Annotated in this window: 26 protein-coding genes; 13 read left to right on the top strand and 13 right to left on the bottom strand. The window is 67.8% G+C overall.

Annotation, left to right across the window (positions count from 1 at the left end; all coding sequences use genetic code 11):
- The first annotated feature begins 1 nt into the window (after window position 1).
- The 4 genes from HJG44_RS20320 (at window position 2) to HJG44_RS20305 (ending at window position 4,353) form a co-directional block, all read left to right on the top strand.
- The gene (locus tag HJG44_RS20320) at window positions 2-1,153 is read left to right on the top strand and encodes an acyl-CoA dehydrogenase family protein (protein WP_171220169.1); all 1,152 of its coding nucleotides are present in this window, start codon (window positions 2-4) and stop codon (window positions 1,151-1,153) included.
- 29 nt (window positions 1,154-1,182) lie between these two features.
- Window positions 1,183-2,427 (top strand): acyl-CoA dehydrogenase, encoded by a 1,245-nt coding sequence (locus tag HJG44_RS20315; RefSeq protein WP_246736389.1) that lies wholly within the window; start codon window positions 1,183-1,185, stop codon window positions 2,425-2,427.
- A complete protein-coding gene (locus HJG44_RS20310; protein WP_171220167.1) occupies window positions 2,424-3,479 on the top strand; it encodes a phosphotransferase family protein in 1,056 nt (351 codons plus the stop codon). Before HJG44_RS20315 ends, HJG44_RS20310 begins: the two co-directional genes overlap by 4 nt.
- A 109-nt stretch (window positions 3,480-3,588) precedes the next feature.
- Window positions 3,589-4,353, top strand: a complete 765-nt coding sequence (locus HJG44_RS20305) for an SDR family NAD(P)-dependent oxidoreductase (protein WP_171220166.1) — start codon at window positions 3,589-3,591, stop codon at window positions 4,351-4,353.
- On the opposite strand, the gene HJG44_RS20300 is transcribed toward HJG44_RS20305, so the two are convergent.
- A complete protein-coding gene (locus tag HJG44_RS20300) occupies window positions 4,340-4,708 on the bottom strand; it encodes a type II toxin-antitoxin system RelE/ParE family toxin (protein WP_281411553.1) in 369 nt (122 codons plus the stop codon). The genes HJG44_RS20305 and HJG44_RS20300 overlap by 14 nt on opposite strands.
- Before the next feature lies 1 nt (window position 4,709).
- Complete coding sequence (locus HJG44_RS20295; RefSeq protein ID WP_171220164.1) at window positions 4,710-4,973, bottom strand: type II toxin-antitoxin system ParD family antitoxin; 264 nt, start codon at window positions 4,971-4,973, stop codon at window positions 4,710-4,712.
- Window positions 4,974-5,102: 129 nt separating this feature from the next.
- Between HJG44_RS20295 and HJG44_RS20290 the strand changes: the two genes are divergently transcribed.
- Window positions 5,103-6,029 carry an NAD(P)H-dependent flavin oxidoreductase gene (locus HJG44_RS20290; protein ID WP_171220385.1) on the top strand — a complete coding sequence of 309 codons (927 nt, stop codon included), beginning with the start codon at window positions 5,103-5,105 and terminating at the stop codon, window positions 6,027-6,029.
- 23 nt (window positions 6,030-6,052) lie between these two features.
- On the top strand, window positions 6,053-6,511 hold the full coding sequence (locus HJG44_RS20285; protein ID WP_171220163.1) for a MaoC family dehydratase: 459 nt from the start codon (window positions 6,053-6,055) through the stop codon (window positions 6,509-6,511).
- 15 nt (window positions 6,512-6,526) lie between these two features.
- Here HJG44_RS20285 and flaF read toward each other — a convergent pair whose 3' ends face one another.
- The 8 genes from flaF to HJG44_RS20245 form a co-directional block, all read right to left on the bottom strand.
- Window positions 6,527-6,895, bottom strand: coding sequence for a flagellar biosynthesis regulator FlaF (flaF, locus tag HJG44_RS20280; RefSeq protein WP_171220162.1), 369 nt, complete (start codon window positions 6,893-6,895; stop codon window positions 6,527-6,529).
- Window positions 6,834-7,271 carry a flagellar biosynthesis repressor FlbT gene (gene flbT, locus HJG44_RS20275; RefSeq protein ID WP_171220161.1) on the bottom strand — a complete coding sequence of 146 codons (438 nt, stop codon included), beginning with the start codon at window positions 7,269-7,271 and terminating at the stop codon, window positions 6,834-6,836. Before flbT ends, flaF begins: the two co-directional genes overlap by 62 nt.
- A gap of 28 nt (window positions 7,272-7,299) precedes the next feature.
- Entirely contained in the window at window positions 7,300-8,838 is a 1,539-nt protein-coding gene (locus tag HJG44_RS20270) for a flagellin N-terminal helical domain-containing protein (RefSeq protein WP_171220160.1), read from the bottom strand.
- A gap of 155 nt (window positions 8,839-8,993) precedes the next feature.
- Entirely contained in the window at window positions 8,994-10,499 is a 1,506-nt protein-coding gene (locus tag HJG44_RS20265) for a flagellin N-terminal helical domain-containing protein (protein ID WP_171220159.1), read from the bottom strand.
- A gap of 127 nt (window positions 10,500-10,626) precedes the next feature.
- Window positions 10,627-11,007, bottom strand: coding sequence for a hypothetical protein (locus HJG44_RS20260; RefSeq protein ID WP_171220158.1), 381 nt, complete (start codon window positions 11,005-11,007; stop codon window positions 10,627-10,629).
- Between the two features lie 133 nt (window positions 11,008-11,140).
- Window positions 11,141-11,557: a hypothetical protein gene (locus tag HJG44_RS20255; RefSeq protein ID WP_171220157.1), complete on the bottom strand. Its 417-nt coding sequence runs from the start codon at window positions 11,555-11,557 to the stop codon at window positions 11,141-11,143.
- Window positions 11,558-11,613: 56 nt separating this feature from the next.
- The gene (locus HJG44_RS20250; RefSeq protein ID WP_246736388.1) at window positions 11,614-11,946 is read right to left on the bottom strand and encodes a rod-binding protein; all 333 of its coding nucleotides are present in this window, start codon (window positions 11,944-11,946) and stop codon (window positions 11,614-11,616) included.
- Entirely contained in the window at window positions 11,946-13,070 is a 1,125-nt protein-coding gene (locus tag HJG44_RS20245; RefSeq protein ID WP_171220156.1) for a flagellar basal body P-ring protein FlgI, read from the bottom strand. Before HJG44_RS20245 ends, HJG44_RS20250 begins: the two co-directional genes overlap by 1 nt.
- A gap of 220 nt (window positions 13,071-13,290) precedes the next feature.
- Between HJG44_RS20245 and HJG44_RS20240 the strand changes: the two genes are divergently transcribed.
- The 7 genes from HJG44_RS20240 to HJG44_RS20210 all read left to right on the top strand — a co-directional run bounded on the left by HJG44_RS20240 (window position 13,291) and on the right by HJG44_RS20210 (window position 18,890).
- Complete coding sequence (locus HJG44_RS20240) at window positions 13,291-13,704, top strand: flagellar assembly protein FliX (RefSeq protein WP_171220155.1); 414 nt, start codon at window positions 13,291-13,293, stop codon at window positions 13,702-13,704.
- Window positions 13,705-13,970: 266 nt separating this feature from the next.
- On the top strand, window positions 13,971-14,840 hold the full coding sequence (locus HJG44_RS20235; protein ID WP_210261248.1) for a branched-chain amino acid ABC transporter permease: 870 nt from the start codon (window positions 13,971-13,973) through the stop codon (window positions 14,838-14,840).
- Window positions 14,837-15,868: a branched-chain amino acid ABC transporter permease gene (locus HJG44_RS20230; RefSeq protein ID WP_171220154.1), complete on the top strand. Its 1,032-nt coding sequence runs from the start codon at window positions 14,837-14,839 to the stop codon at window positions 15,866-15,868. Before HJG44_RS20235 ends, HJG44_RS20230 begins: the two co-directional genes overlap by 4 nt.
- Window positions 15,861-16,625 carry an ABC transporter ATP-binding protein gene (locus HJG44_RS20225; RefSeq protein WP_171220153.1) on the top strand — a complete coding sequence of 255 codons (765 nt, stop codon included), beginning with the start codon at window positions 15,861-15,863 and terminating at the stop codon, window positions 16,623-16,625. Before HJG44_RS20230 ends, HJG44_RS20225 begins: the two co-directional genes overlap by 8 nt.
- Window positions 16,612-17,319, top strand: coding sequence for an ABC transporter ATP-binding protein (locus tag HJG44_RS20220; RefSeq protein ID WP_171220152.1), 708 nt, complete (start codon window positions 16,612-16,614; stop codon window positions 17,317-17,319). Before HJG44_RS20225 ends, HJG44_RS20220 begins: the two co-directional genes overlap by 14 nt.
- A gap of 70 nt (window positions 17,320-17,389) precedes the next feature.
- A complete protein-coding gene (locus tag HJG44_RS20215; protein ID WP_171220151.1) occupies window positions 17,390-18,562 on the top strand; it encodes an ABC transporter substrate-binding protein in 1,173 nt (390 codons plus the stop codon).
- A 70-nt stretch (window positions 18,563-18,632) separates the two neighbouring features.
- Window positions 18,633-18,890, top strand: coding sequence for a DUF3297 family protein (locus tag HJG44_RS20210; protein WP_171220150.1), 258 nt, complete (start codon window positions 18,633-18,635; stop codon window positions 18,888-18,890).
- Between the two features lie 55 nt (window positions 18,891-18,945).
- Here HJG44_RS20210 and HJG44_RS20205 read toward each other — a convergent pair whose 3' ends face one another.
- From HJG44_RS20205 to HJG44_RS20195, 3 genes are read right to left on the bottom strand one after another with little or no spacing between them, the layout of a single operon-like run.
- On the bottom strand, window positions 18,946-20,448 hold the full coding sequence (locus HJG44_RS20205; protein ID WP_171220149.1) for a flagellin N-terminal helical domain-containing protein: 1,503 nt from the start codon (window positions 20,446-20,448) through the stop codon (window positions 18,946-18,948).
- Complete coding sequence (gene flgK, locus HJG44_RS24305) at window positions 20,445-22,292, bottom strand: flagellar hook-associated protein FlgK (RefSeq protein WP_171220148.1); 1,848 nt, start codon at window positions 22,290-22,292, stop codon at window positions 20,445-20,447. The genes HJG44_RS20205 and flgK overlap by 4 nt, the downstream gene beginning before the upstream one ends.
- 27 nt (window positions 22,293-22,319) lie before the next feature.
- Entirely contained in the window at window positions 22,320-23,669 is a 1,350-nt protein-coding gene (locus HJG44_RS20195; protein WP_171220147.1) for a flagellar hook protein FlgE, read from the bottom strand.
- Window positions 23,670-23,683: the final 14 nt, after the last annotated feature.

The following is a 23,683-nucleotide window of genomic DNA, read 5'->3' as shown; positions in this document are numbered from 1 at the left end:
GTTGGATTTCGACCTGACCGAAGAGCAGAGGCTCCTCAAGGAGTCGGTCGATCGCTTCATTGCCGATCGCTACGATTTCGAGAGCCGGAAGGGGTTCATCGCCGAGCCGGACGGTTATAGCCGCGAGAACTGGCGTCAATTCGCCGAACTCGGGCTCCTCGCCGTGCCTTTCGCCGAAGAACATGGCGGGATCGGCGGCGGCGCCGTCGAGACCATGATCGTCATGGAGGCGTTCGGGCGCGGCATCGTGGTCGAGCCCTATCTCTCGACGGTCATCCTCGGCGGCGGGCTGCTCCGGCATGGCGCGAGCGAGGCGCAGCAGGCGGAGCTCCTGCCCAAGGTGGCCGCCGGCGAGCTAACCCTTGCCTTCGCGCAGGTGGAGCGCGGCTCGCGCTACGACCTCCATGACGTATCGACAACGGCCAAGAAGGACGGCGAGGGTTTCGTGCTGAACGGCGAAAAGGGCGTCGTCCTGCACGGCGACTCGGCCGACAAGCTTCTCGTCACGGCGCGCACCGGCGGCTCGCAGCGCGATCGGAAGGGTATCGGCCTATTCCTCGTCGACGCGAAGGCGCCCGGCGTCTCCCGGCGCGGCTATCCTACCCAGGACGGGATGCGGGGAGCCGAGATCACCTTCGACAATGTCCGGGTCGGGCCAGAGGGAGTGATCGGGAATCCGGAGGGCGCATTGCCCGTGGTGGAGCGCGTCGTCGACGAGGCGATCGCAGCGCTCTGCGCGGAGGCAATCGGCGTGATGGACCGCATGCGCGAGCTGACGGTCGACTACATGAAGACCCGCAAGCAGTTCGGCGTGCCGATCGGCTCCTTCCAGGTGCTGCAGCACCGGGCGGCCGACATGGTGGTCATGATCGAGCAGGCGCGCTCCATGGCCTTCTACGCCACCATGATGTCGGCCGCCGACGACCCGGCCGAGCGCTCGCACGCCGTGTCGGCCGCGAAGGTCCAGATCGGACGCTCGGGCCGCTTCGTGGGCCAGCAGGCGATCCAGCTGCACGGCGGCGTCGGCGTGACCCAGGAATATTCCGTGGGGCACTATTTCAAGCGCATGACCATGATCGACACCGCCTTCGGCGATGCCGACCACCACCTCTCTCGCGTCGCCGAAGCCGGCGGCCTCTTCAAGGCGGCCTGATCCCCATGAGCACCGTGACCATCCCCCCCATGAGCGCACGCGCGGAGGAGCTGCGCGACCGCGTCGCGGCCTTCATGGAGGAGCATGTCTATCCGGCCGAGCACGAATACGAGGACTTCGTGAACAAGGCCTCCGACCGCTGGACCATCCCGCCGGTCATGGAGGAGCTGAAGAGGAAGGCGAAGGCGGCGGGGCTCTGGAACCTGTTCCTGCCGAAGGAGCACTATCCGGACGGGCTGACCAACGTCGAATACGGCCAGATCTGCGAGATCATGGGCCGCTCGCCGATCGGGGCGGAGCCGTTCAACTGTTCGGCGCCCGACACGGGCAACATGGAGACCATCATCCGCTACGGCACCGAGGCGCAGAAGGAGCGCTGGCTGAAGCCGCTGATGGAAGGCGAGATCCGCTCCTGCTTCGCCATGACGGAACCCGCGGTCGCCTCCTCCGACGCGACCAACATCCAGACCGAGATCAGGTCCGACGGCGACCACTACGTCATCAACGGCCGCAAGTGGTGGATCACCGGTGCGCCCGACCCGCGCTGCAAGATCTCGATCCTGATGGGCAAGACGGATCCGAATGCCGAGAAGCACCGGCAGCAATCCATGGTGCTCGTCCCCATGGACACGCCCGGGATCACCATCGTCCGGCCGCTCACCGTCTTCGGCTACGACGACGCGCCGCACGGCCATGCCGAGATCGTCTTCGAAAACGTGCGCGTGCCGAAGTCCAACATCCTGCTCGGCGAGGGCCGCGGTTTCGAGATCGCTCAAGGAAGGCTCGGCCCGGGGCGCATCCACCATTGCATGCGCTCGATCGGCGTCGCCGAGCGCGCGCTCGAGACGCTCTGCCGTCGCGCGCTGTCGCGCTTCCCCTTCGGCAAGTCGATCGCCGACCAGGGCGTGACGCGCCACTGGATCGCGGAATCGCGCATGCAGATCGACCAGGCGCGGCTCCTGACGCTCCAGGCCGCACACATGATGGATACGGTCGGCAACAAGGCGGCCCGGGCCGAGATCGCCATGATCAAGGTCGTCGCCCCGAACGTCGCCTGCACGGTGGTGGACCGCGCCATGCAGGTCTGCGGCGCCGGCGGCCTCAGCCAGGACTTCCATCTCGCGGCGGCCTATGCCCATTCCCGGACGCTGCGCTTCGCCGACGGGCCGGACGAGGTGCATCGCGAAACCGTCGCCAAGATGGAGCTGAAGAAGCACCAGGGCGCGAATACCGGCCCTCGCGAGAGCTTCCCGCCGTCCTCGGGCCAGTCATGACGGAAGGGCCCGCAGCAAACGAGGCGGATTCCGAGACGATCCCCGTCCGGGAGGCGCATCGCTTCGACACGACCCGGCTTGCCGAACTCCTGGGCGACCGGCTGGGCGAGAGGCTGGTCGAGCTGCGCCAGATGCGCGGCGGGCAGTCCAATCCGACCTTCCTGGTCGTGACGGACAGGGGCGAATACGTCCTGCGCAAGCAGCCGCCGGGCGAGCTCCTGCCGTCCGCGCACGCGGTCGACCGCGAGTACCGCGTGATCGAGGCCCTGGCGAAGACGGACGTGCCGGTGCCGCGCGCCGTGCTGTTCTGCCCGGACCGCGAGGTGATCGGCACGCCCTTCTACCTGATGGAGCGGCTGCGCGGCCGCATCTTCTGGGAGCCGACCTTGCCCGAACTGCCGCGCGAGGCGCGCGCCGGCATCTACGAAGGCATGGTCGACGCCCTCGCCCGACTGCACATGGCGGATTGGCGTGCGATCGGCCTCGCCGATTACGGCCGGCCCGGCAACTACTTCGCCCGGCAGATCGGCCGCTGGTCCAAGCAGTGGGAGCAGTCCCGCACGCGCGAGAACCCGGCGATCGACAGGCTCGCCGAATGGCTGCCGGAGCACGTGCCGGACAGCGACGACACCGCGATCTGCCATGGCGACTTCCGGCTCGACAACATGATCTTCCATGCCACCGAGCCGCGCGTGATCGGCATCCTGGACTGGGAGCTCTCGACCCTCGGCCATCCGCTGGCCGATCTCGCCTATAATTGCCTGCCCTACATCAACCCGCCCGAGGCCTTCCGCGGTATGCGCGGCCTGGATCTCCAGGCGCTCGGCATCCCGTCGCAGGACGAATATGTCAGCCGGTACATGGCGAAGACGGGGCGGAAGGACGCGCTCACGCCGTTCCATTTCGCCTTCTCGCTGTTCCGGATCGCCGTGATCCTCGAAGGGGTCATCGCGCGCGGCAAGAAGGGCAACGCCTCCTCGGCCGACGCGACCTCGCATGGGGAGCGCGCGACGCTGCTGGCGGAGCGCGGCTGGGAAATTGCGCGGGGGTAGCACTTCGGTGTCATCGCCGGGCGTGTCCCGGCAGCCTCGGTTGGAAGAGCCCGGTCGCTTCACGCACCAGTATGGCCGGGACGAGCCCGGCCATGACAATGGAGCCCAGATGACCTCTCCTTTCTCCCTGACCGGCAAGGTCGCGATCATCACCGGCTCCTCGCGCGGGATCGGGCGTGCCACGGCCGAGCTCTTCGGCCGGCTCGGCGCCAAGGTCGTGGTGTCGAGCCGCAAGGAGGAGGCCTGCCGGCCGGTCGCCGAGGCGATCAGGGCCGCCGGCGGGGAGGCGCAGGTGATTCCCTGCAACATCGGCCGCAAGCCGGAGGTCGAGGCGCTGGTCGCGGGAACGGTCGAACGCTTCGGGCGCGTCGACATCCTCGTCTGCAACGCGGCCGTGAACCCGACCTACGGGCCCATGGCCTCGCTCTCCGACGAGGCCTTCGACAAGATCATGGGCTCGAACGTGAAGTCCAACCTCTGGCTTTGCGGCCTCGTCCTGCCCGGCATGGCCGAACGCGGCGGCGGATCGATCGTGATCGTGTCCTCGATCGCGGGCCTCCGCGGCACGGAAAACATCGGCGGCTACGGCATCTCGAAGGCCGCGGATTTCGCGCTCGCCCGCAATCTCGCCGTCGAATGGGGCCCGAAGAACGTGCGCGTGAACTGCATCGCGCCCGGCCTCGTGAAGACCGATTTTGCGAAGGCGCTCTGGGAGGACGAGGCGCGCGTGGCGGAGCGCAACGCCGCGACGCCGCTGCGGCGCATCGGCGAGCCGCACGAGATCGCGCCGGTCGCGGCGTTCCTTGCTTCGGATGCGGCGAGCTTCATCACCGGCCAGGTTATCGTGGCCGACGGGGGCGTCACGATCGCCTGAGGTCGCCCCGCAGCGCAGCCTTGACTCGCCCTGCCGGGTCCATGGCGTCGTGGAGGATGCGCATGATCACGAGTTCCGGCTGACCGCCCTTCGCCGCCTGAACCCGATAGTAGATCTCGTGACGGGCTCCTCGCTGGCGGCCCGCCACATGGGACAGATGGAGGGAACGCATTGCGCGGCCGAGTTCCGGCCTTGGGCGGGACCCGATTCGCTCGGGATCGACGGCCAGATCGCATATCGCGGCCTCGATCAGCTCCGTGTAGGTTGCGACCTGCCGGGGCCCGAACAGATCGAACGTACTCCTCAACGCTGCCGCGACATCCAAGTCTGCGAGCGGCGTGAGGCGAGCCTGCAAGCTAGGCCTGCTTCTCTCTGAGGACCTCGGCAGCGATGTCGCTGACCGTGCGGTCGCTGAAGATACCGCGTTCGGCCTGGTCGATCCCGGCCTGCACGGCCTCGCGCAGAGCCAGTTCCCGTTCCGCCTCGTATTCCCTCTCGCGCTCGAGCAGGATCAGGCTCTCGTGCACGAGTTCGCTGGCCGAGGTGTAGCGTCCGCTGCGGACTTCGTGTTCTACGAATTCCGCAAGTTCCGCGGTCAGGTCGATGTTCATCGTCGGCATGCGCCGCCTCCGTCAGCGGGAGAGGATTGCACCTTGGCAAGCGAAGTCAACGAGGCCGCAGGCCGCGCATCCGCCGACTGGCGCCGCGTCTTCGACGGGCGGCTCCGGATCCCGGCGATCGCCTCGCCCATGTTCATCGTGTCGAGCCCGGACCTCGTGATCGCGCAGTGCAAGGCCGGGGTGGTCGGCTCCTTCCCGGCCCTCAATGCGCGGCCCGAATCGATGCTCGACGAATGGCTGGCGCGGATCACGGAGGAGCTCGCGGCGCATGACCGCGCCCATCCCGAACGCCCGGCTGCGCCCTTCGCCGTGAACCAGATCGTCCACCGCTCGAACACGCGCCTCGAGCGCGACCTGGAGGTCTGCGCCCGCTACAGGGTGCCGATCGTCATCACGTCGCTCGGCGCACGCGAGGACGTGAACCACGCGGTCCATGCCTGGGGCGGCATCACGCTGCACGACATCATCAACCAGACCTTCGCCCGCAAGGCGATCGAGAAGGGCGCGGACGGGCTCATCGCAGTTGCGGCGGGCGCGGGCGGCCATGCCGGCACGATCTCGCCCTTCGCGCTCGTCCAGGAGATCCGCGAGTGGTTCGACGGCCCGCTCGCCCTCTCGGGCGCGATCGCGACCGGCCGCGCCATCCGGGCCGCCGAGATCCTGGGCGCCGATTTCGGCTATGTCGGCTCGGCCTTCATCGCGACCGAGGAGGCCAATGCGCCGCCGTGCTACAAGCAGATGATCGTCGAGAGCGCGTCGGAGGACATCCTCTACTCGCCGGCGTTCACGGGTGTGCATGGCAATTATCTTCGCCCCTCCATCGTGGCGGCCGGGCTCGATCCGAACGCCCTCGGCCAGATCGAGGCGGTCAAGATGGATTTCGGGGCACGCGACGAGAGCGGGAAGCAGGTGAAGGCGTGGCGCGACGTATGGGGCTCGGGCCAGGGCATCGGGGCCGTGAAGGGCGTGGTGCCGGCTGCTGAGCTGGTCGAGCGGCTCGTCCGCGAGTACCGGGCGGCGCTCGACCTGGAGCGGCGCTTCCGGCTGGCCGGCTGAGCGCCTCCGTTCCGACCAAGCTCATGATCACGATCAGCGAACTCGAGGGGCGCCTCGGCCAGGAACTCGGGGTTTCGGCTTGGCGCGAGGTCACGCAGGCGGATATCGATGCCTTCGCCCATGTCACGGGCGACCACCAGTTCATCCATGTGCACGAGGCCCGAGCCCGCGCCGAGACGGATTTCGGCGGCACGATCGCGCATGGGTTCCTGACGCTCTCGCTGCTGTCGGCCTTCGCGCTCGATGCCCTCCCTCCCCTTTCGGGCAGGCGCATGGGCGTGAACTACGGCTTCGAGCGTGTGCGGTTCCTCTCGCCGGTCAGGACAGGCGCGCGCGTTCGCGGCCGCTTCACGCTCGCGCGGCTGGAGCCCAGGCGAACGAACGAATTCCTGCTCGGTTATGACGTCACGGTCGAGATCGAAGGCAGCGAAAAGCCCGCCCTCGCCGCCCTCTGGCTCACCCTCGCCGTGGTCGGGGAGTGAGCCGCCGGTCCTCCCTCAGCCCTGCCCGCGCAGCCCGGCCGCGACGTCGCGGTTGATGCGGATGAGGAGGCCGAGCTTCTCGGGGCCGGGTTCCTCGCTGATGTCGAAGATCCGCTGGAAGATCACGACCGCGAGCTGGGCGATGTTCTGCTTGATCGCGCTCGGCAGCGGGTTCGAGGGCTCCGTCGCGGAGGTCGCCAGGATCGACCAGATGCGGCCGTTATAGGTGAGGGCCGGCGCGAGTTCCGTACCCGCCTTGCTCCAATCGTCGGCCAGGGTCTGCAGCCGGTAGGCCGCCTTCAGCAGCAGAGCCGCCTCGAGCTCACGGGGCGGCTGCGCGTACTTCGCCGCCTGCGCGTAGGCGTTGGCTGCCGCGTGCTGCATTCGACATCAATTCCTTCTCGTAGGCGACGAGGCCCTTGGCGGCCTTCAGCGCCTTGTAAGACTCGCCGTCGAGCACGAGGCTGTTCATCTCGTCCACCAGCGGCAGCGCGCTCGGGGCCGCTGCGAGGAACTCACGTACCAGCGGGAAGTAAATCTTTTCGGAAGCGCTCAGATCTCCCTGGAGATACATGAGCTGGAGCGCGAGATAGATCTTCTTGGCCGGAGTATCGGCAGTGGACGCGGTGAGGACATCCTTTTCGCGCAGGATCGGCGCGTCGCCTTCGATGAAGAGCCGCGTGCGGGTGTCGCCGTTGCGGATGACGGCCGTGCCGATGATGATCCGCTCGTTGGGCTTCAGTTCGACCTTGAGAGCCATCCTGGTTCTCCTTGGGGGGAAAGCGGCCTCAGCCGAATAGGCGGAGCACCGCCTGGTCCGCCTGGCTGGCAAGCGACAGGGCGGTCTGCGAGAGCTGCTGGCGGGTGTTGAGCGCGAGCAGGTTCGCGCCCTCCTCGTTCATGTCGGCATTCACCAGGAAGTCCGATCCGGTCTGCAGGGTCGTGATCATCTGCTTGGTGAAATCCTGCCGGATCTGCACCACGCCGAGATTCGCGCCGAGATTCGAGGATTGCGACTGCAGGGTCGTCAGCGAGTCCTTGAGGGCGTTGAACCGCGCATCCAGAAGATCGTCGCTGGAATACTCGTCCTCGGTGACCGGCGGGATGTTGAGCGAGTTCGCGGCAGTGCTGACGCCCGACGGGCCCGTCTTGTTCTTCGCCTCGATATCGATGCTGCTGGTGCCGCGCTCGTTGAACACGACGCGCAGCTTGTCGCCCCGCAGCAGGTTCACTCCGTTGTAGCCGGCATCGCTCGCGATCTTGTCGAGCTGGTCGCGAAGGTCGTTGAACTGAGCGACGAGATTCTTCCGGATCTCGTTGAGCGCTATCGTCTTCGTGCCCCCGGAACCGTCGATCTGGCCGGTCGTGCTGTTCACGCCCGCGACGGTCATGTCCTTGACGGACAGGTTTTCGATCCGGAGCTTGCCGCCGTCATTCGACGCCCGCACCTTTCCGGTCAGGCTCGGGTGCGAATTGATCGCGTCCGCGATCTCGTCGATCGTCTTCAGTCCGGTCGTTGCCGTGCCCGTGGCGGAGCCATCTGCAAGGCCGGACGTATTGGTCAGCGCGGCACCGCCGCCGTTCACGACGGATACTCCGGTAATGGCGATCCGCGATGCCGCGCCGGTGGAGTTCGAGCTGATCGAGACCGTGGTACCCGAGCCGCCGATCGTGGCGCTGCTGCCGAGCTTCGCAGCGAGAACCGCCCGCAATTCGGCGGCATCGTCGAGAACGGCGTCGTTGTTGCCGACGGCTGCGACATCGGCCGCCGTGATGCTGACGGCCGTGCTCGCGCCACCATCGATCGCGATCGAGAAGTTGAGCTGGTCTCCGGCGTCGTCGAAGCTCATCGCGCCGCCGAACGTGAAGCTGCGCGAGGCCGCCGTGGCGGGAGTGCCGACGGTGTTGAGCGGTATGTTCACCGCGCCCGTGACGGAGCCGCCGGAAATCGTGATGTTCCGGACGGCCGACGTGTCGACGGAGGAGCTCAGCGAGAACAGCTCGCCCTTGAAGGATTTGTCCTGGCGGGCCTGGCGGACATTCGCCTGCATCGACTCCAGCACCTTCGTGATGGAGGTCGCACCGTTTGAGGCCGCTTCCAGCGTCTTCACACCGTTCGAGATGCCGTCGAGCAGCGCCGCGAGGTCGTTTGCCCGCTGGGTCAGGCCGGCGGAGGTGAAGAAGTTCGTCGGATTGTCGAGGGCGGAGATGACCTTCTTGCCCGTGGCAAGACGGTTCTGAACGATGCCCTGCTGGGTGGTTGTGTCCTGCAGCGAGAGCAGATTCGTGCGCACGCTCGAGGAGAGGACGATACCGTTCGTGGCCATCGGAACCCTGCCTGGATCGCGGCTCCGAAGACCCGCTCCCGCCTTGATGATCCGGTTATGGCTAACGAAGCGTTAAAGAGCGCTCTATGCGATTGCTCGATTGCAAGGATTCGGCCGGCGGAGCCGAAGCTCCGCCGGCCTGAGCTCGATGTCGATCAGAACAGGCGCAGCACGGCCTGATCCGCCTGGCTCGCGAGCGACAGGGCCGTCTGCGAGAGCTGCTGGCGGGTGTTGAGGGCGAGGAGCGTCGCGCTTTCCTCGTTCAGGTCGGCGTTGACGAGAGCGTCCGCGCCGGATTGCAGCGTGTTGATCATGTTCTTGGTGAAATCCTGACGGGTCTGGATGGTCGTCAGGGCCGAGCCGAAGGTCGAAGCCTGCGTGTTCAGGGTCGTGAGCGACTTGCTGAGCGCATCGAGGCGGGCGTCCAACTTGGTGTCGTCGGAGAACTCGTCGGCCGTCGCCTCGCCGATCTCCAGCGAGCCTGTCGCGGTGCTGATCGCCCGGACATTGCCTTTGACGTCCTTCGCCTGGATCTCGATGTTGTTGGTGCCCTCCTCGTTGAAGGTCAGCTTGAGCTTGTCGGCCTTCAGGAGGTTGATGCCGTTGAAGCTCGCATCGTTCGCCAGCTTGTCGATCTGCGTCCGCAGGTCGTTGAACTGCGAGATGAGATTCTTGCGGACCTCGTTCCCGCCGATCTTGGTGGTATTCGACGAGCCCGTACCGCCCGTGACGGCGGTCGCGGACGCGCCGACGACGGTCAGATCGTCCGTCGACAGGTTCTCGATGCGCAGCTTTCCGCCGTCGTTCGACGCCTTGATCTTGTCGGTCAGGCCCGAGGTGGTGTTGATGGTGTTCACCAGCGCGTCGATCGCCGCCTGGCCCGTGTTGCCGTTCGTGGACGCGGTGTTGCCGGTTCCGAAACCGAGATCGCTGAGTAGGTTGCTCGTGCTGCTCGCAACAGTGATGTTGTTGCCGCTCGTTCCCGTCAGCACCAGCTGACCACCGGACTTCGAGGCAGTGATGCCCCCGTCGCCCGTCGCCACTCCGTCCAGCGCGGCGTTGATCTTCGTGATGACTTCATCGATGTCGTCGTCGGCTGCCACGCTCACGCTCACGGCGGTGCCGCCGTTCAGGCCCGCCGCCTGGATCGTGAAGGAGCCCGCCTGACCGACGTCGCCGGCAGCACCGCCAGCGCCACGGTTCGTGAAACCACCCGCGCCCGTCAAGGTCGCGGAGACGACGCCAGTGGCGGCCGGGATGGCGACGCTGATCGGAGAGGAGCCGACGGCGCCCCCCGAGAACGTCAGGCTGCCCGTCGCGGCCGCCGAAATCGTGTAGGACGCACCCTTGAACGACTTGTCGCTGCGCGCGGAGCGGATGTTCGCCTGCATCGACTCGATGCTCTTGGTGATCGCCTTCATGCCGTTATCGGCGGCTTCCAGCGTCTTGATGCCGTTCGACATGCCGTCGAGCAGCGCGTTCAAGCCCGAGGCGCGATTGTTGAGCGACGAAGCGGTGAAGAAATTGGTGGGGTTGTCGAGCGCCGAGTTGACCTTCTTGCCGGTCGCGAGGCGGTTCTGAACGATGCCCTGCTGCGCCGTGGTGTTCTGGAGCGCGAGCAGGTTCGAGCGCACCGCGCTCGAGATAACGGTACCAGCCATAACTCAAACCCTTCTGGTTTTGCCGTGAGGCACGCCTTCATCCTGAAGACGCGGCGGATGATGCCGGGCGAGGTACAAACGAGAGGTAAAGAGCCGAGAGGGGCCGAGTCTTGGGTGAACGGATCCTTCAGGCGATCCGCGTCACCTGGCGCTCGGTTTCGGCGGACTCGGCCTCGGCATCGCGCAGCTCGCGGGCATAGGCGCGGATGCGGAGCAGCGCCTGGTCCGGCACCTGCCGCACGACCTCGCCGGACCTTTCGTTGATCGTCTGGAAGACGAGCGCCTGCGTGCTCGCGTCGATGGTCACGTTGCGCGACACGTCGGTGCGCGGGTCGGGCTCAGCATTCCGCGTCTCGTTCGCGGGCTTCTGGGACGCGGCCGATTGCTGAACGGTCGCCTGGGCCGGCAGCTCGGTCCTGACGGAATCGGGCGCCGGCGCCGCGACGACGCGCGGCGCCTCGCCCAGGCCGGGCAAGACGGAGATTCTGGCGCTCGAAACCACTTCCATGGTCGAACATCCACGTTGACGCAGCCTTCTGCTGCATCCTCCGTCATAATCGTGAGGGCTGAATCAGACCTTTAAACGCGAGGTTAATTTTCCGCGTCCGGCGCGCATCGGATGCTATCCAACATGCGGGAGGTTAAAATCGTCCTGAGAAGACGAGCGGGGCGGCGGCGGGCGCGACCGCCCCTGGTCCCCGGCTCGGCAGGCCGTACAGTTTGGGGCGCGCCTCCCGTTCCACCGCCTCCGAAAGACCGCGGATAAGCCCCTCAGAGACGGCGCGCGCCGTGGCGATCACGGTCTGGTTGCGTTCCATGACGCGCTCGAAGGCGGCCTGGCGGCTGCGAAAGGCCGCCAGCGCCGGCGGAGCCAGCCGCGCGAGCGCGACGACGTTCGCCTTCGCCTCTTGCAGCCGCAGCACATAGGCGCCTGACAGTTCGGACTTGCGCGCCTCCTCCGCGAGACCATCGCGGATGCGGCCCGCGCCGATAAGCGCCGTCTCGGCCTCCAGACAGGCCTCCAGCTCTGTGAGAGCGCCCGTCAGCGCGGCCAGCATGGCTTCGGCCTCCTCCCGGCTCGCGACCGCGCAGCGGGGCGACTGGACGTCCCGCATCACTGCCCCGCCCCTTCCTGCATCTGCAGCATCTGGCGGTAGACCTGGTCGGCGATGCCGAGCCCCCCGGTCTTCACGATCGACCTCGCGTATTCCTTGGACAGCATCGAACGGTAGACGCCGCCGCCGGTGCCGTTCTCGCCGAGCGGGCCCTCCTCGCCCGCGCCTTCCGTGAGCCGATCGAGGCTCTGTTCGAGGAACATCGTCTCGAAGTCCTCGGCCGTCCTGCGGGTCTGCTCCGCGCCGGTGGCGGACTTGGCCGCAGCCCCGACGACCCCGTTGACGAGATTGGCTGCGAGCGAGAGCCCGAGCATGGCAAGCGGTGCCACCATCACATCACCTCGATATCGGCCTGGAGCGCGCCGGCCGCCTTGATGGCCTGCAGGATGGAGATGAGGTCGCGCGGCCCGACCCCGAGCGCGTTGAGGCCATCCACGAGTTCGCGCAGGGTCACGCCCTCGCGCACGATGGCGAGCTTGTTCTTGTCGCCGGTCTCGACCTTGAGGCTCGTGCGCGGCACGACGACGGTCTCGCCTTCGGAAAAGGGCTCGGGCTGGCTCACCTCCGGCCGCTCCGAGATCGTCACGGTCAGGTTGCCCTGCGCGACCGCCACCTGCGAGACGCGCACGTCCCGCCCCATGACGATGATGCCGGACCGCTCGTCGACCACGATCCTCGCCGCCTGGTCGGGCTCGACCCGGAGCTGCTCGATCTCGGTCAGGAGCTGGATCATGTTGCCCCGGTATTTCGCCGGGATGTTCAGGGTGATGGTGGCGGGATCGGTCGGCTCGGCCGTGGCGGCGCCGAGGAAGTCGTTGATCGACGCGGCGATGCGCTTGGCCGTGGTTAAGTCGGGGTTGCGGAGCGACAGCCGCAGGGTGCGCTGCGCGTTCAGCTTGAACTCGACCTCGCGCTCGATGACGGCGCCATTGGCGATCCGGCCGACGGTCGGCACGCCGCGGGTGATCTTCGCCGCATCCCCCTCGGCCTGGAAGCCGGCGATCGTGAGCGAGCCCTGGCTGACGGCATAGACCTCGCCATCGGCACCCAGGAGCGGCGTCACGAGCAGCGTCCCGCCCTGGAGCGACTTCGCATCGCCCAGCGCCGAGACGGTGACGTCGAGCCGCGTGCCCTGGGTCGCGAAGGCCGGCAGGTTCGCGGTCACCATCACGGCCGCGACATTCGCGGTCCGGAGCGTCGCGCCGCGCGTGTTCACGCCGAGCCGCTCCAGCATCGCGGTGAGCGACTGCTTGGTGAAGGGCGCATTGTTGAGCGTGTCGCCCGTGCCGTTCAGGCCGACGACGAGGCCGTAGCCGACGAGCTGGTTCTGCCGCACGCCCTCGACCTGCGCGAGGTCCTTGATGCGCGAGAGCGCAGCAGCCGGCGCGGCCGCGGCAATCGCGAGCGAGCCGGCCAGAAGGAGGAGCGACAGAGATCGCTTGAGCACGGAGAGCATGGAGACCCGGTTCTGCGCACATGTCCGTGCCAGGGCCGTGCCACCTGCCGCTATCTTCTAAGTCATTGGTAAACCTGCATTTCTCTGCCGCATGATACAACTCTCGCCGATCGGGCCGGCCGATCGCGCCTGCCTGCCCGGCAAAAGCTGCCCGCCGCTTCAGAAAGCGTTAACCATGCGGCCCGATGCTCCGGCGGGGTTTCGCCGGGGCAGTTCCACCATGCGCATCGATCCGCGTTTCGCGGCCGCCGCCTATGCGCCGGCTTCGCGGCCGCGGGAGGCCGGCGGGACGCGGTTCAGCCTGGACGGCAAGGCGGCTGCCACGACTTCGGCGGCGGGCGCCGCAGCCCCGCTGGCGACGCTTGACGCAATCCTGCAGCTGCAGTCGGAAGAGGACCCGGCCGAGCGCCGGCGGCGCTCCGCCCGGCGCGGGCGCGAGCTCCTCGACGGTCTGGACCGGCTCAAGGCGTCGCTCCTCGCCGGCTCCGTCCCGGCCGCCGATCTCGGCCGCATCGCAGGTTCACTCGCGGGCGCCGGTCCGAGCGGCGACCCGATCCTCGACGACCTCGTCGCTCAGATCGAGCTGCGCGCCAAGGTCGAACTGGCGAAGCTCGGCCGCGCCGATCTGGTGTGAGAGAGAAGAAGCGGTCCCCGCCTTGGTCCATCTTCCCCTGTGACCGAACGCCCCGACCGGATTGACCGCTTGCGCCTCTTGAGACAGTTTCTTTGGCAACGAGATGCGGCCGCGCGAGCCGCGCCCCTGGGCCTCTGCGCCCGTGGCCCGGAACCGGGTCAACTGAGGAAACGACCCGGTCCCCGGTCCTCCCTCGCGGTCCCGCGGCGGCACACGCCGCCCGCGCGAGCGGCATCCGGCCCGCCGGCCAAGCAAGGTCCCGCCGTTTGAATCTAAGTCTCTTCGTCCAGCAGATCCTGAACGGCCTGACGCTCGGCAGCGTCTACGCGCTCGTCGCCCTCGGCCTGACCCTCGTTTACGGCATCCTTCACATCCCGAACTTCTCGCACGGCGCCCTCTTCATGGCGGGCGCCTATACGGCCTTCTTCTTCATCGGGTCGCTCGGGGCCAACTACTGGGTCGCGCTCATCGGAGCTGCGGCCGTGACGGCCGCCATCGCGGTGCTGTCGGAGCGGCTCGTCTTCTCGCGGCTACGGGACTCGCCACCGCTTCACGACATGATCGCGGCCATCGGGCTCCTTCTCTTCATCGAAGCGGTCGCGCATGCGATCTGGGGCGCGGACTTCCGCCGCATGGCCCCGCCCTTTCCCGGCATCATGCGGATCGCCGGAACCGTCCTGCCCATCCAGCGCGCCCTGATCATAGGCGGCGCGATCGGGCTCATGATCGCCCTCCACCTCTTCCTGAAGCGCACGACGACCGGGGCCACGATCGTCGCCATGGCTCAGAACCGCGAGGGCGCCTCGCTCGTCGGAATCGATCTTACGCGGGTCTCCATCATCACCTTCGCGATCTCGGGCGCGCTCGCGGCAGTGGCGGCGGTGCTCTTCGCGCCGATCAACCTGATCTCGCCCTCGATGGGCAACCTGGTGATCCTCAAGGCCTTCGTGATCATCATCCTGGGCGGGATGGGTTCGGTGCCGGGCGCGATCCTCGGCGGCATGATCATCGGCTTCGCGGAGAGCTTCGGGGCCTTCTACATCTCGACGGACCTGAAGGACATCATCGCCTTCGCGCTGCTCGTCGCCATCCTGTCGCTCAGGCCCCAGGGCCTCTTCCCGGCACCGTCCCGATGATAGCCAAAGCCCTGTCCGGCCGCGCGGTTGCGCTTGCGGCGCTCGCCCTCGCGATCGTCTACCCCCTGGTCGTCCCGAACGACTACTTCATCTACGTGATGGCGCTCGCGTTCATCTACGCGATCGCCACGATCGGGCTGAACCTGATCCTCGGCTATACGGGCCAGCTCAACCTCGCCCATGCCGGCTTCATGGCGATCGGAGCCTATACGCTCGGCATCCTGACCGTCGATTACGGCGTGCCGTTCTGGCTCGCCTTCTTCCTCTCGGGGCTGGTGGCAGCGGCGTTCGGCTTCCTGGCGGGCCTCGTGTCGCTGCGGCTCAAGGCCGATTACTTCGCGATCTTCACGCTCTGCGTCGGGCTCATCATCTGGCTCGTCATCGAGAAGTGGGACGCGCTCACGCACGGGGTCGTGGGCATCATCGGCATCCCGGCGCCCTCCCCGATCGGGCCGCTCCGCTTCGAGACGCCGCTCGCCAACTACTACCTCGTTCTGGCGGTGCTCGCGCTTTCGCTCTTTCTCATGGACCGCATCGTCCATTCGCTTCTCGGCCGCGCCTTCATCGCGATCAGGAGCGGCGAAGGCCTGGCCGAGGCGCTCGGCATTCCCCTGATGCGGACGAAGGTGACGGCTTTCGTGATCTCGACCGCCTATGCCGGCTATGCGGGCGGGCTCTATGCCGGGTTCGTGCGCTTCATCGGTCCGCAGATCGCGAGCGAGGCGAACGCCTTCGACATGATCGCCTTCATCCTGGTGGGCGGGCTGGGGACCCTGTCCGGGCCCGTCCTCGGCGCGGTCGCGCTCACCTGGGCGACGCAGTCGCTGCAGTTCCTGCAGGATTACCGGCTGCTCGTCTTCGGACCGCTCCTGATCCTTCTGGTGATGTTCCTGCCGCGCGGCATCATCGGAACGCTCAAGGCTCGCCAGGCCCGGCAGGCCGGCGCGAAGGCTGCGGCCGAGCGCGCGGCCGCGGTCCAGCGCAGCGCCGCTGCGGCCGAGGCCGACAGGACCCCTGCCCATGCTTGAGGTCCACAACCTGACCAAGCGCTTCGGCGGGCTCGCTGCCGTGAAGGACGTGTCCACGAAGTTCGAGCCCGGCCGCATCACGGCCGTGATCGGCCCGAACGGGGCCGGCAAGACCACCTTCTTCAATCTCTGCGCCGGGACATATCAGCCGACCGCGGGCCGCGTGCTGCTGGACGGCGAGGACGTCACCGGGATGCGTCCGGACCGCATTGCGCGGCGCGGCATCGCGCGCACCTTCCAGACCACGACCCTGTTCGAGGATGCGAGCGTGCTCGACAACCTCATCGTCGGGCACAAGCTGCGGACCAGCTCGAACCTGCTCGACGTCGTCCTGAACACCAGGCGCCTGCAGGCCGACGAGCGGGCATGCCGCGCCAAGGCGGAGGAGGTGCTGCGTTTCGTCGGCCTGGAGCACGCGGCCGAGCGCGTCGTCGCCGATATCAGCCAGGAGGAGAAGAAGCGCGTCGCCTTCGCGCTCGCGCTCGCCACCGACCCGCGCATCGTTCTCCTCGACGAACCGGCGGGGGGCGTGAATCCCGAGGAGACGGAAGGCCTTGCACGGCTCATCCGCAAGATGGCGGAAAGCGGCCTCACGGTCGGGCTGATCGAGCACAAGATGGGCATGATCATGGGGCTCGCCGACCGCATCGTGGTGCTCGACCACGGCGAGAAGATCTCGGAGGGTACCCCCGCCGAGGTGTCGAGGGATCCCAAGGTGATCGAGGCATATCTCGGGGCTGATTATGCTGCGGTGTGAGGGCGCGACGCTCGATTACGGCAGCTACCGGGCGCTCTCGGGCGTCACGATGCATGTCGACAAGGGCGAGCTGGTGGTGATGCTGGGCGCCAACGGCGCCGGCAAGTCGAGCCTGTTCCTGGCGATCAGCGGCCTGCGCAAGCTCAAGGCGGGCTCGATCCGCCTCGGCGACCATGAGCTTGCCGGCCGCAAGCCGTCGCAGATCGTGGCCGACGGGCTCGTCCATTGCCCCGAGGGGCGCAAGCTCTTCCCCGGCATGTCCGTCCACAAGAACCTGATGCTCGGCGCCTATGTGCACCGACGCGATCCGGAAGGCTCGAAGGCGATCCTGGAGCGGGTCTTCGAGATGTTCCCGATCCTGCGCGAGAAGCAGCATCAGAACGCCGGCTCCCTTTCGGGCGGGCAGCAGCAGATGGTCGCGATCGGCCGCGCCCTCATGGGCCGCCCGAAGGTGCTTCTGCTGGACGAGCCGTCGCTCGGGCTCGCTCCTCTCGTCGTGAAGCAGGTGCTGGCGGCCGTGAAGGCCATCAACGAGGCCGGCACCACCGTGCTGCTCGCCGAGCAGAACGCCTATGCGGCGCTCAAGATCGCGCACCGCGCCTATGTCATCGAGAACGGACGCATCGTGATGGAGGGCGATCCCGACGCCCTCCTCGGGGACGAGCGTATCCGCAAGGCGTATATCGGCGCGTGAGCCGAACGGGTTACAACCACCGCAAGGAGAGCCGGCCCGCGCGGGACGGCCGCAGACAGGGAGACGACCGATGAGGATGACGAGACGGGTGGTCTGGGGCTTGGCGGCCGCCGCCATGTTCGGGACGGTGGCGGGCGGCGCGCTGGCCCAGGAAACGGTGACCATCGGCTGGACCGGTCCGCTCTCGGGCGGTGCCGCGCTCTACGGCAAGAACACGCTTTCCGGTCTGGAGCTCGCCGCGAAGGAGATCAACGAGGCCGGCGGGCTCGAGGTCGGCGGCAAGAAGTACAAGCTCGAAGTGGTCGGGCTCGACGACAAATACTCCCCGTCGGAGGCCGCCGTGAACGCGAAGCGCCTGCGCTCGCAGTACAAGGCGCCCATCGTCTTCTGCCCGCATTCCGGCGGCAACTTCGCCATGCAGGCATTCAACGAGCAGGACGGCTTCATCATCGGCGCCTATACGAGCGTGCCGCAGATGACGGAGCGCGGAAACAAGCTGACGCTCCGGATTCCGCCGTCCTTTGCAGGCTATCTCGACCCCTTCATCAAGGCGGAGATGTCCGCCTTCGGGAAGAAGCTCGGCATGGCCGGAGCGGACCATGATTATGCCAAGGCGTGGGCGGCGCTCATCGCGCCGGCCTGGAAGGCGGCCGGCGGCACGGTCGTCGCCGAGAACCCGATGTCCTACAACAAGGACACCGACTTCTATTCCGGCGTGAGCCGGGTGCTCGCCGCGAGCCCCGACGTGATGTTCATCGGCGGCGCCTCCGAGCCGACGGCGCTCGTCGCCAAACAGGCGCGGGAACTCGGCTTCCAGGGCGGCTTCATCGTCATGGACCAGGCCAAGCTCGACGAGATGGCGGCCGTGCTGGGCGGTGACTGGTCGCTGCTGGAAGGCGCGATCGGTACGCTGCCGCTGATCTTCGATCAGCGTCCGGGCGCGAAATCCTTCGTGCCGAAATACCGCAAGGCGTATAACCGCGATCCCGGCACCGAAGCCTCGCTGAACTACAGCTCGTTGAACGCCGTCGCGGACGCCATGAAGCTCGCGGGCACCGTGTCTGATGCGCCGGCCATCTTCGCCAAGCTGTCGGACGCCTTCGGCAAGCTTCCGCCGGAGCGCAACCCGGCCTCGATCAACAGCGTGGACGCCAAGGGCGGCTCGAACGCCGTGCTGGTCGTGGGGCTGGTGAAGGGCGGCAAGGTCGTGCCGGTCGACGCGAGCGGCACCGTCCAGAACTGACGCGGACTGGCGTTGGAATCCGGGCGGCGAGCGGGTAACTCACCGCCCGGACCGACGCATCCAAGCTCAGATGACCGACATCCTGCCCGACCGCCTCTCGACGGACCCCGACAGCCCCTATCACGATGCCGCTCTCCTCGGGCGCGGGATCGGGATCCGCTTCAACGGCGTCGAGAAGACGAATGTCGACGAATATTGCGTCAGCGAGGGCTGGATTCGGGTCGCGGCCGGCAAGGCCCGCGACCGCGCCGGCAATCCCATGACCATCAAGCTGAAGGGCAAGGTCGAGCCCTACCTCAAGGAACAGCCGCCCGGCGGCTCGGACTGACGGTCGTCCGAAGCCGAGAGGCGGCGCCTTCCCGCCTGGCAGAGCCTGGAGGGCCCTACAGGTAGTTCACGAGCGAGAGGCGCTGCAGGACGGAGGTCGCCTGGTAGCTCGCCTGAAGCCGCGTCTGGGTGGCGAGCAGCTTCATCGCGGCCTCGGTCGGATCCGCATTCTCGATCTCGGCCAGCGCGTCCTCCGCCTGGGCTCTCGTGATCTTCAGGTCGCCCGCAGCCTCTCCCATCGTGGCGCCCGCGACCGAGAGCTCGGCCGCGATGTCGGCCACCTTCTGCGCGCCCGGGATGTTCAGCCGCGCGCTGATCGCGGCGCCGAGCGCCTGGTAGCGCTTCAGCGCAGTCGCGTCGGAGGCCGGGAAGCTGTCCGCCGCGAGCGCCGCGAAGCTTGCCAGCACCGCCTGGAAGGCGGGCTCGTTCGCCTGGGCGCCGATGCCCACCGTGCGGGCGTCCCCGATCCTCACCGGGGCCGTGTCGCGGGGCGAGGCCGAGCTGTCCCCCGCATACCAGATGACGGTGTCCGCGGCGGTGCCCGCGACCTGTGCGGTCGCCGTGTCGAAGGGCGGGCCGGCGACGCGCGGCGGCGGGCTTCCCGAAGTCGCGGCGAAGAAGTCGTTCGCGGCCTTCATGGCCGACGAGGCGGGAAGCTCTGCGGCCGCGATCCCGGTCAGCGCCGTGTTCAGGGCCACCTGGATGTTCGCGGCCGTATCCGCCGTCGTCGCGCCGATGGCGAAGGCCGTCGTTCCGGTTGCGGTACTGCCGCCCGCGACGAGGGTGATCGTCTTGGCGGTCCCGTCCGGCAGCGTCACCCCGATGCTCACGGTGTCGCCGACCGCAGGCTGGGCGGCGACGGAGACCGCTACGGCCGGCGGCGGTCCCGCCCCCAACGTGGCCGTCACGTTGCCCGCCGCGGGTTCCGCGCTCGCCAGTTTGATGCCGAACGGGAGTCCAGCCGCCTCCTCGGCGAGCGTCACGGTCGTCCCCGCCGTTGCGAGCGTCAGCCGCCCGAGCCCGCTTCCGCCGAAATCGGCAGCCCTTCGCTCCGCGATCAGTGTCCTGAGGCCGGCCCGCGTGCCGTCGCCGTCCAGCATCAGCGAGGCCGATGCCACGGGTTCGGTATCCGCTGCCCGGCCGGAGAAGAGATGGCGGCCCGCGAGGTTCGTGTTGAGGATGTCGACGATGGTCTGGAAGCCGCTCTGCGCCGACACCGCGACGTTCGTCGCGCCGACCGGGGTCTCGCTCGCGGAAGCCGCGAGGCTTGTGGTCAGGCCCGAGGCCAGTTTCGCGATCTGCTCGAGCCCCGTCTCCATCGTCCGAAGCCGGAGCTGGCCGTCCGCGATGCTCGCGGCATAGCCGTCGAGCGTCGTCATCCGGGTGCGCAGCGCGAGCGTCGCGCTCGCGCCGCCGATTCCGAGGCCGGAATAGGTCGTGGACGCCTTGCCGCTCGCGAGCTGGTTCTGGAGCGCGGCGAGGTTCGCCTTCGCGGTCTCGAAGCTCTGCGTGGAGCGCAGCGAGCTGAAGGCGGCGGTGCCGTAGGCCCTGATCGTCATGCGCCGATGCTCATCAGCATGTCGAGCATCTCCTTGGCGGCCGTCATCACGCGGGCATTGGCGCCGTAGGCCGTCTGAAGCTGGATGAGCTGCGCCATCTCGACGTCGATATTCACGCCGGACTGCTCGGAGAAGCGGCTCTGGAGCGCGTTCAGCACCACCTTCTGGCCGGAATCGAGGTTCCCGGCGGAAATCGCGTTGGTGGCCTGCGTGGCCACGACCTGGTTGGCGAATTCCGAGATCGTGCCGGACCAGGGCGCGCTCGACCCGCCGATCCCGGCCGCGCCCGTGAAGGAGAGCGTGCGCGTGCTCAGCGCGTCGCGCAGGTGGTCGGGGCGGGCCGTGTCGGCAGCGGGAGTCGACGGCGTGTAGGCGACGAGAAGCGAGGGGTCGTTCTTCACGGCCGCGTTCACGGTGATCCGCGCAGCGAAGCCCGCGAGCTGCGACCCATTCTCGTAGGAGCCGGTATAGACCCCCGCGCCGTCGGTGAAGAGCGGCAGCTCGACCTCGCCGCTATTCAGCGCCGTGACGGTGGCGCGGCCGGACAGCCCGCGGACATCCGTCGTACCGGCTGCGCCGTCATCCAGGATGCGCAGCGTCGAGCCAGCCGGGCTGGAGACCGCGAAGCCCGGCCCGAGCACGGTCCCGATCTGGCCGGCGACCGAGGCCATGCCGCCCGAGAAGTCGATCCCGATGACGCCGTTGCCCGAGGCGGTGGCCGCCGCCGCGGCCGCGGCGCTCCCGGTTCTCACGAAAGTCACCGTGCGGGGCACGCCCCCGGCCGTCACCGAAACGGTGACCGGGTTGCCGTTCTGCAGGGCAGAGAGGTCGAGGTCGAACCCGGTCTGCCCGCCGGAAGTCACGGCCGCGCCCGCAAGGTCGCGATCGGACATCGCGGAGGCGAGACCCGCCGCCACCGCGTCGAGCTGCGTCTGCGCCTGGACCAGGACCTCGTCGCGCAGTTCGATATAGGCCGCGATCGTGCCCGAGCGGATCATCCCGGAGGCGAGGACGTCCGTCCGTCCACCTTGCGGATTGGTGGCCGTGATCGTGCCGACGCGGCGCTTCGCGGGATCGGCATCGTAGAAGGATTGCGGTCCGATCGGCGACTGCGCGTCGAAGCCGAGCGTGACCGGCTGCTGCCCGTCGAAGAGGAGCAGCCCTCCCGTCGTCGAAATGGAAACGACGCCGTTCTGCTTGGGCGTCACCTGGACGTCCATCAGCTGCGAGAGCTGGTCGATCAGGAGATCGCGCTGGTCCTGCAGGCCCGGGCTGTCGGCATTGGCCGGGTTGGCGCGCATCTGCGTGCTCACCTGCGCGATCTGCTGCAGGAGCGAGTTCGCCTGCGAGACCGCGGCGCCGAGCGCGCCCTCCGCGGTCTGTCGGAGGCTCTGCACCTGGCCGGACAGCGAGTTGAGGGACGCCGCGAGGTCGGCGGCGGCCGAGAGCGCGGTGGTGCGGTTGGAAAAGGTGGACGGATTGGTCGCGAGCGCCGAAAGCGCCGTGGAGAGCGAGCTCATCAGCCCGGTGAGCGAGCCCGTGGCGCCCGGCGCGTCGAACATCCCGTCCAGGGAGTAGTGATAGCTCGCCTTGACGGAGGTGTAGCCGGCCCCCGCATTCTCCAGCCGGATCTGCTTCTGGAGCAGCGTGTCGAGGATGCGCTGGGCGCCCAGGACGTTGACGCCCGTCGTCCGCCCGCCGGCGACGTCCTCCCTCGTGAGGAGGACGCGCCGCGTGTAGCCGACAGTCCCGGAATTGGCGACGTTGTTCGAGACGAGGTCGATTCCGGCCTGCGTGGCCTTGAGCCCCGTCAGGGCCGAGTTGATGGCGCCGGATATGCTCACGGACCGCTACTCCAGCGCGCTCCCGCCCTATCGGACGATGTTGATGACGTCCTGCAGCATCTGCTGGGCCGTCGACATGACGCGGGTATTTGCGGAATAGGCCTGCTGGGTGACGATCATCTTGGAGAATTCGTCCGAGATGTCGGTGTTCGATTCCTCGACCGCGGCCCCGGTCATCACCGTGCCCATCATGCCGAAGACCGGCGGGCCGGATTCCGCAGTGGCGCTGAAGCTGCTCCCGTCCTCGCGCTTGAGCTCGTCGTCGGCCGCGAAATGCGCCACCGAGACCTGCGCGAGCTTGGCCGTGCGACCGTTGGTGTAGCTGCCCATCACCGACCCGTCGGTATTCACCGAGATGCCCGCCAGCGTCCCGTAGGCGTATCCGTCCTGCGTGATGGTCGGGGTCGCCTGGCCGTTCACGTCCCCGAACTGCGTGAGGCCGCCCGCGCCGAAGTTGAGCACGATGTCGCCGACCGTCACGCCGTCGACCGTCATCCCGGCTATGCTCAGGTTTCGGGCGGAGGTCCGCTGGCCGTTCGCGTCGAAGGTGATCGGCGTGGTGCCGGAGACGCTCTGCCAGGCGACGCCGGTCTGGCTGGGCGTCGAGTTCGCCTGGTAGAACATCATCCAGGTGTTGTCGGCCGCCTTGGCCCAGCGCATCTGCGCGGTCACGGCCGTTCCGTTGCCGGAATAGAGCGTGATCTCGCCACCCGGAATGGACTCGCCGAGAAAGGTCGTGACATCCGCGCCCACCACCGTCCCGGTGGTCACCGGGTCGGTGGCGTAGCCGGCGGGACGGATCATGTCCGAGCCCGGATCGCTCTGCGAATACTTGTCGGGCTTCGGGATCGTCGGCAGGTTGCCCGAATAGAGAACCTCCCTGCTCTGCCTGGCGGGTATCGAGGTGTCGGGGATCTGGATCGGGCTTGTCGAGGACCCCGTCACGGCGCCGGTCGCCGGGTTGTAGGTGGTGCCGACGAGATAGCGGTTGGCGCCGTTCACGAGGTGGCCGTTGGCGTCCAGCTTGAAATCGCCCCGGCGCGTGAACTGGTTGATGCTGTTGAAGATCGGGAGCGCTTCGGAGCCCTCGTTCTTGGCCACGACGAAGTAGCCGTCGCCCGACAGCGCCATGTTGGTGGAGAGGTTCGTCGTCCGCAGCGTTCCCTGGAGCGTGTTCGTCAGGGACGAATAGGCCATGACGGAGCCCGAGGCGGCCCGCTTCACGGGTGAATCCGGGATCAGGTCCACGAAGCTCGTATCGACCCGCTTGAAGCCGACCGTCTGCGAGTTGGCGATGTTCCCCGAAATGTTCTCAAGCGCGTAGGATTGGGCGGACAGGCCCGACACGGCCGTCGACAACGCACCCAGGATACCCATGACTCGTTACCCTC

Origin of the sequence: Enterovirga aerilata, assembly GCF_013044135.1 — a bacterium.
GTDB classification, from domain to species: Bacteria; Pseudomonadota; Alphaproteobacteria; order Rhizobiales; family Beijerinckiaceae; genus Enterovirga; species Enterovirga aerilata.
The sequence above is the reverse complement of the archived record's forward strand: the minus strand, read 5'-3'. Positions and strand labels throughout refer to the sequence as shown.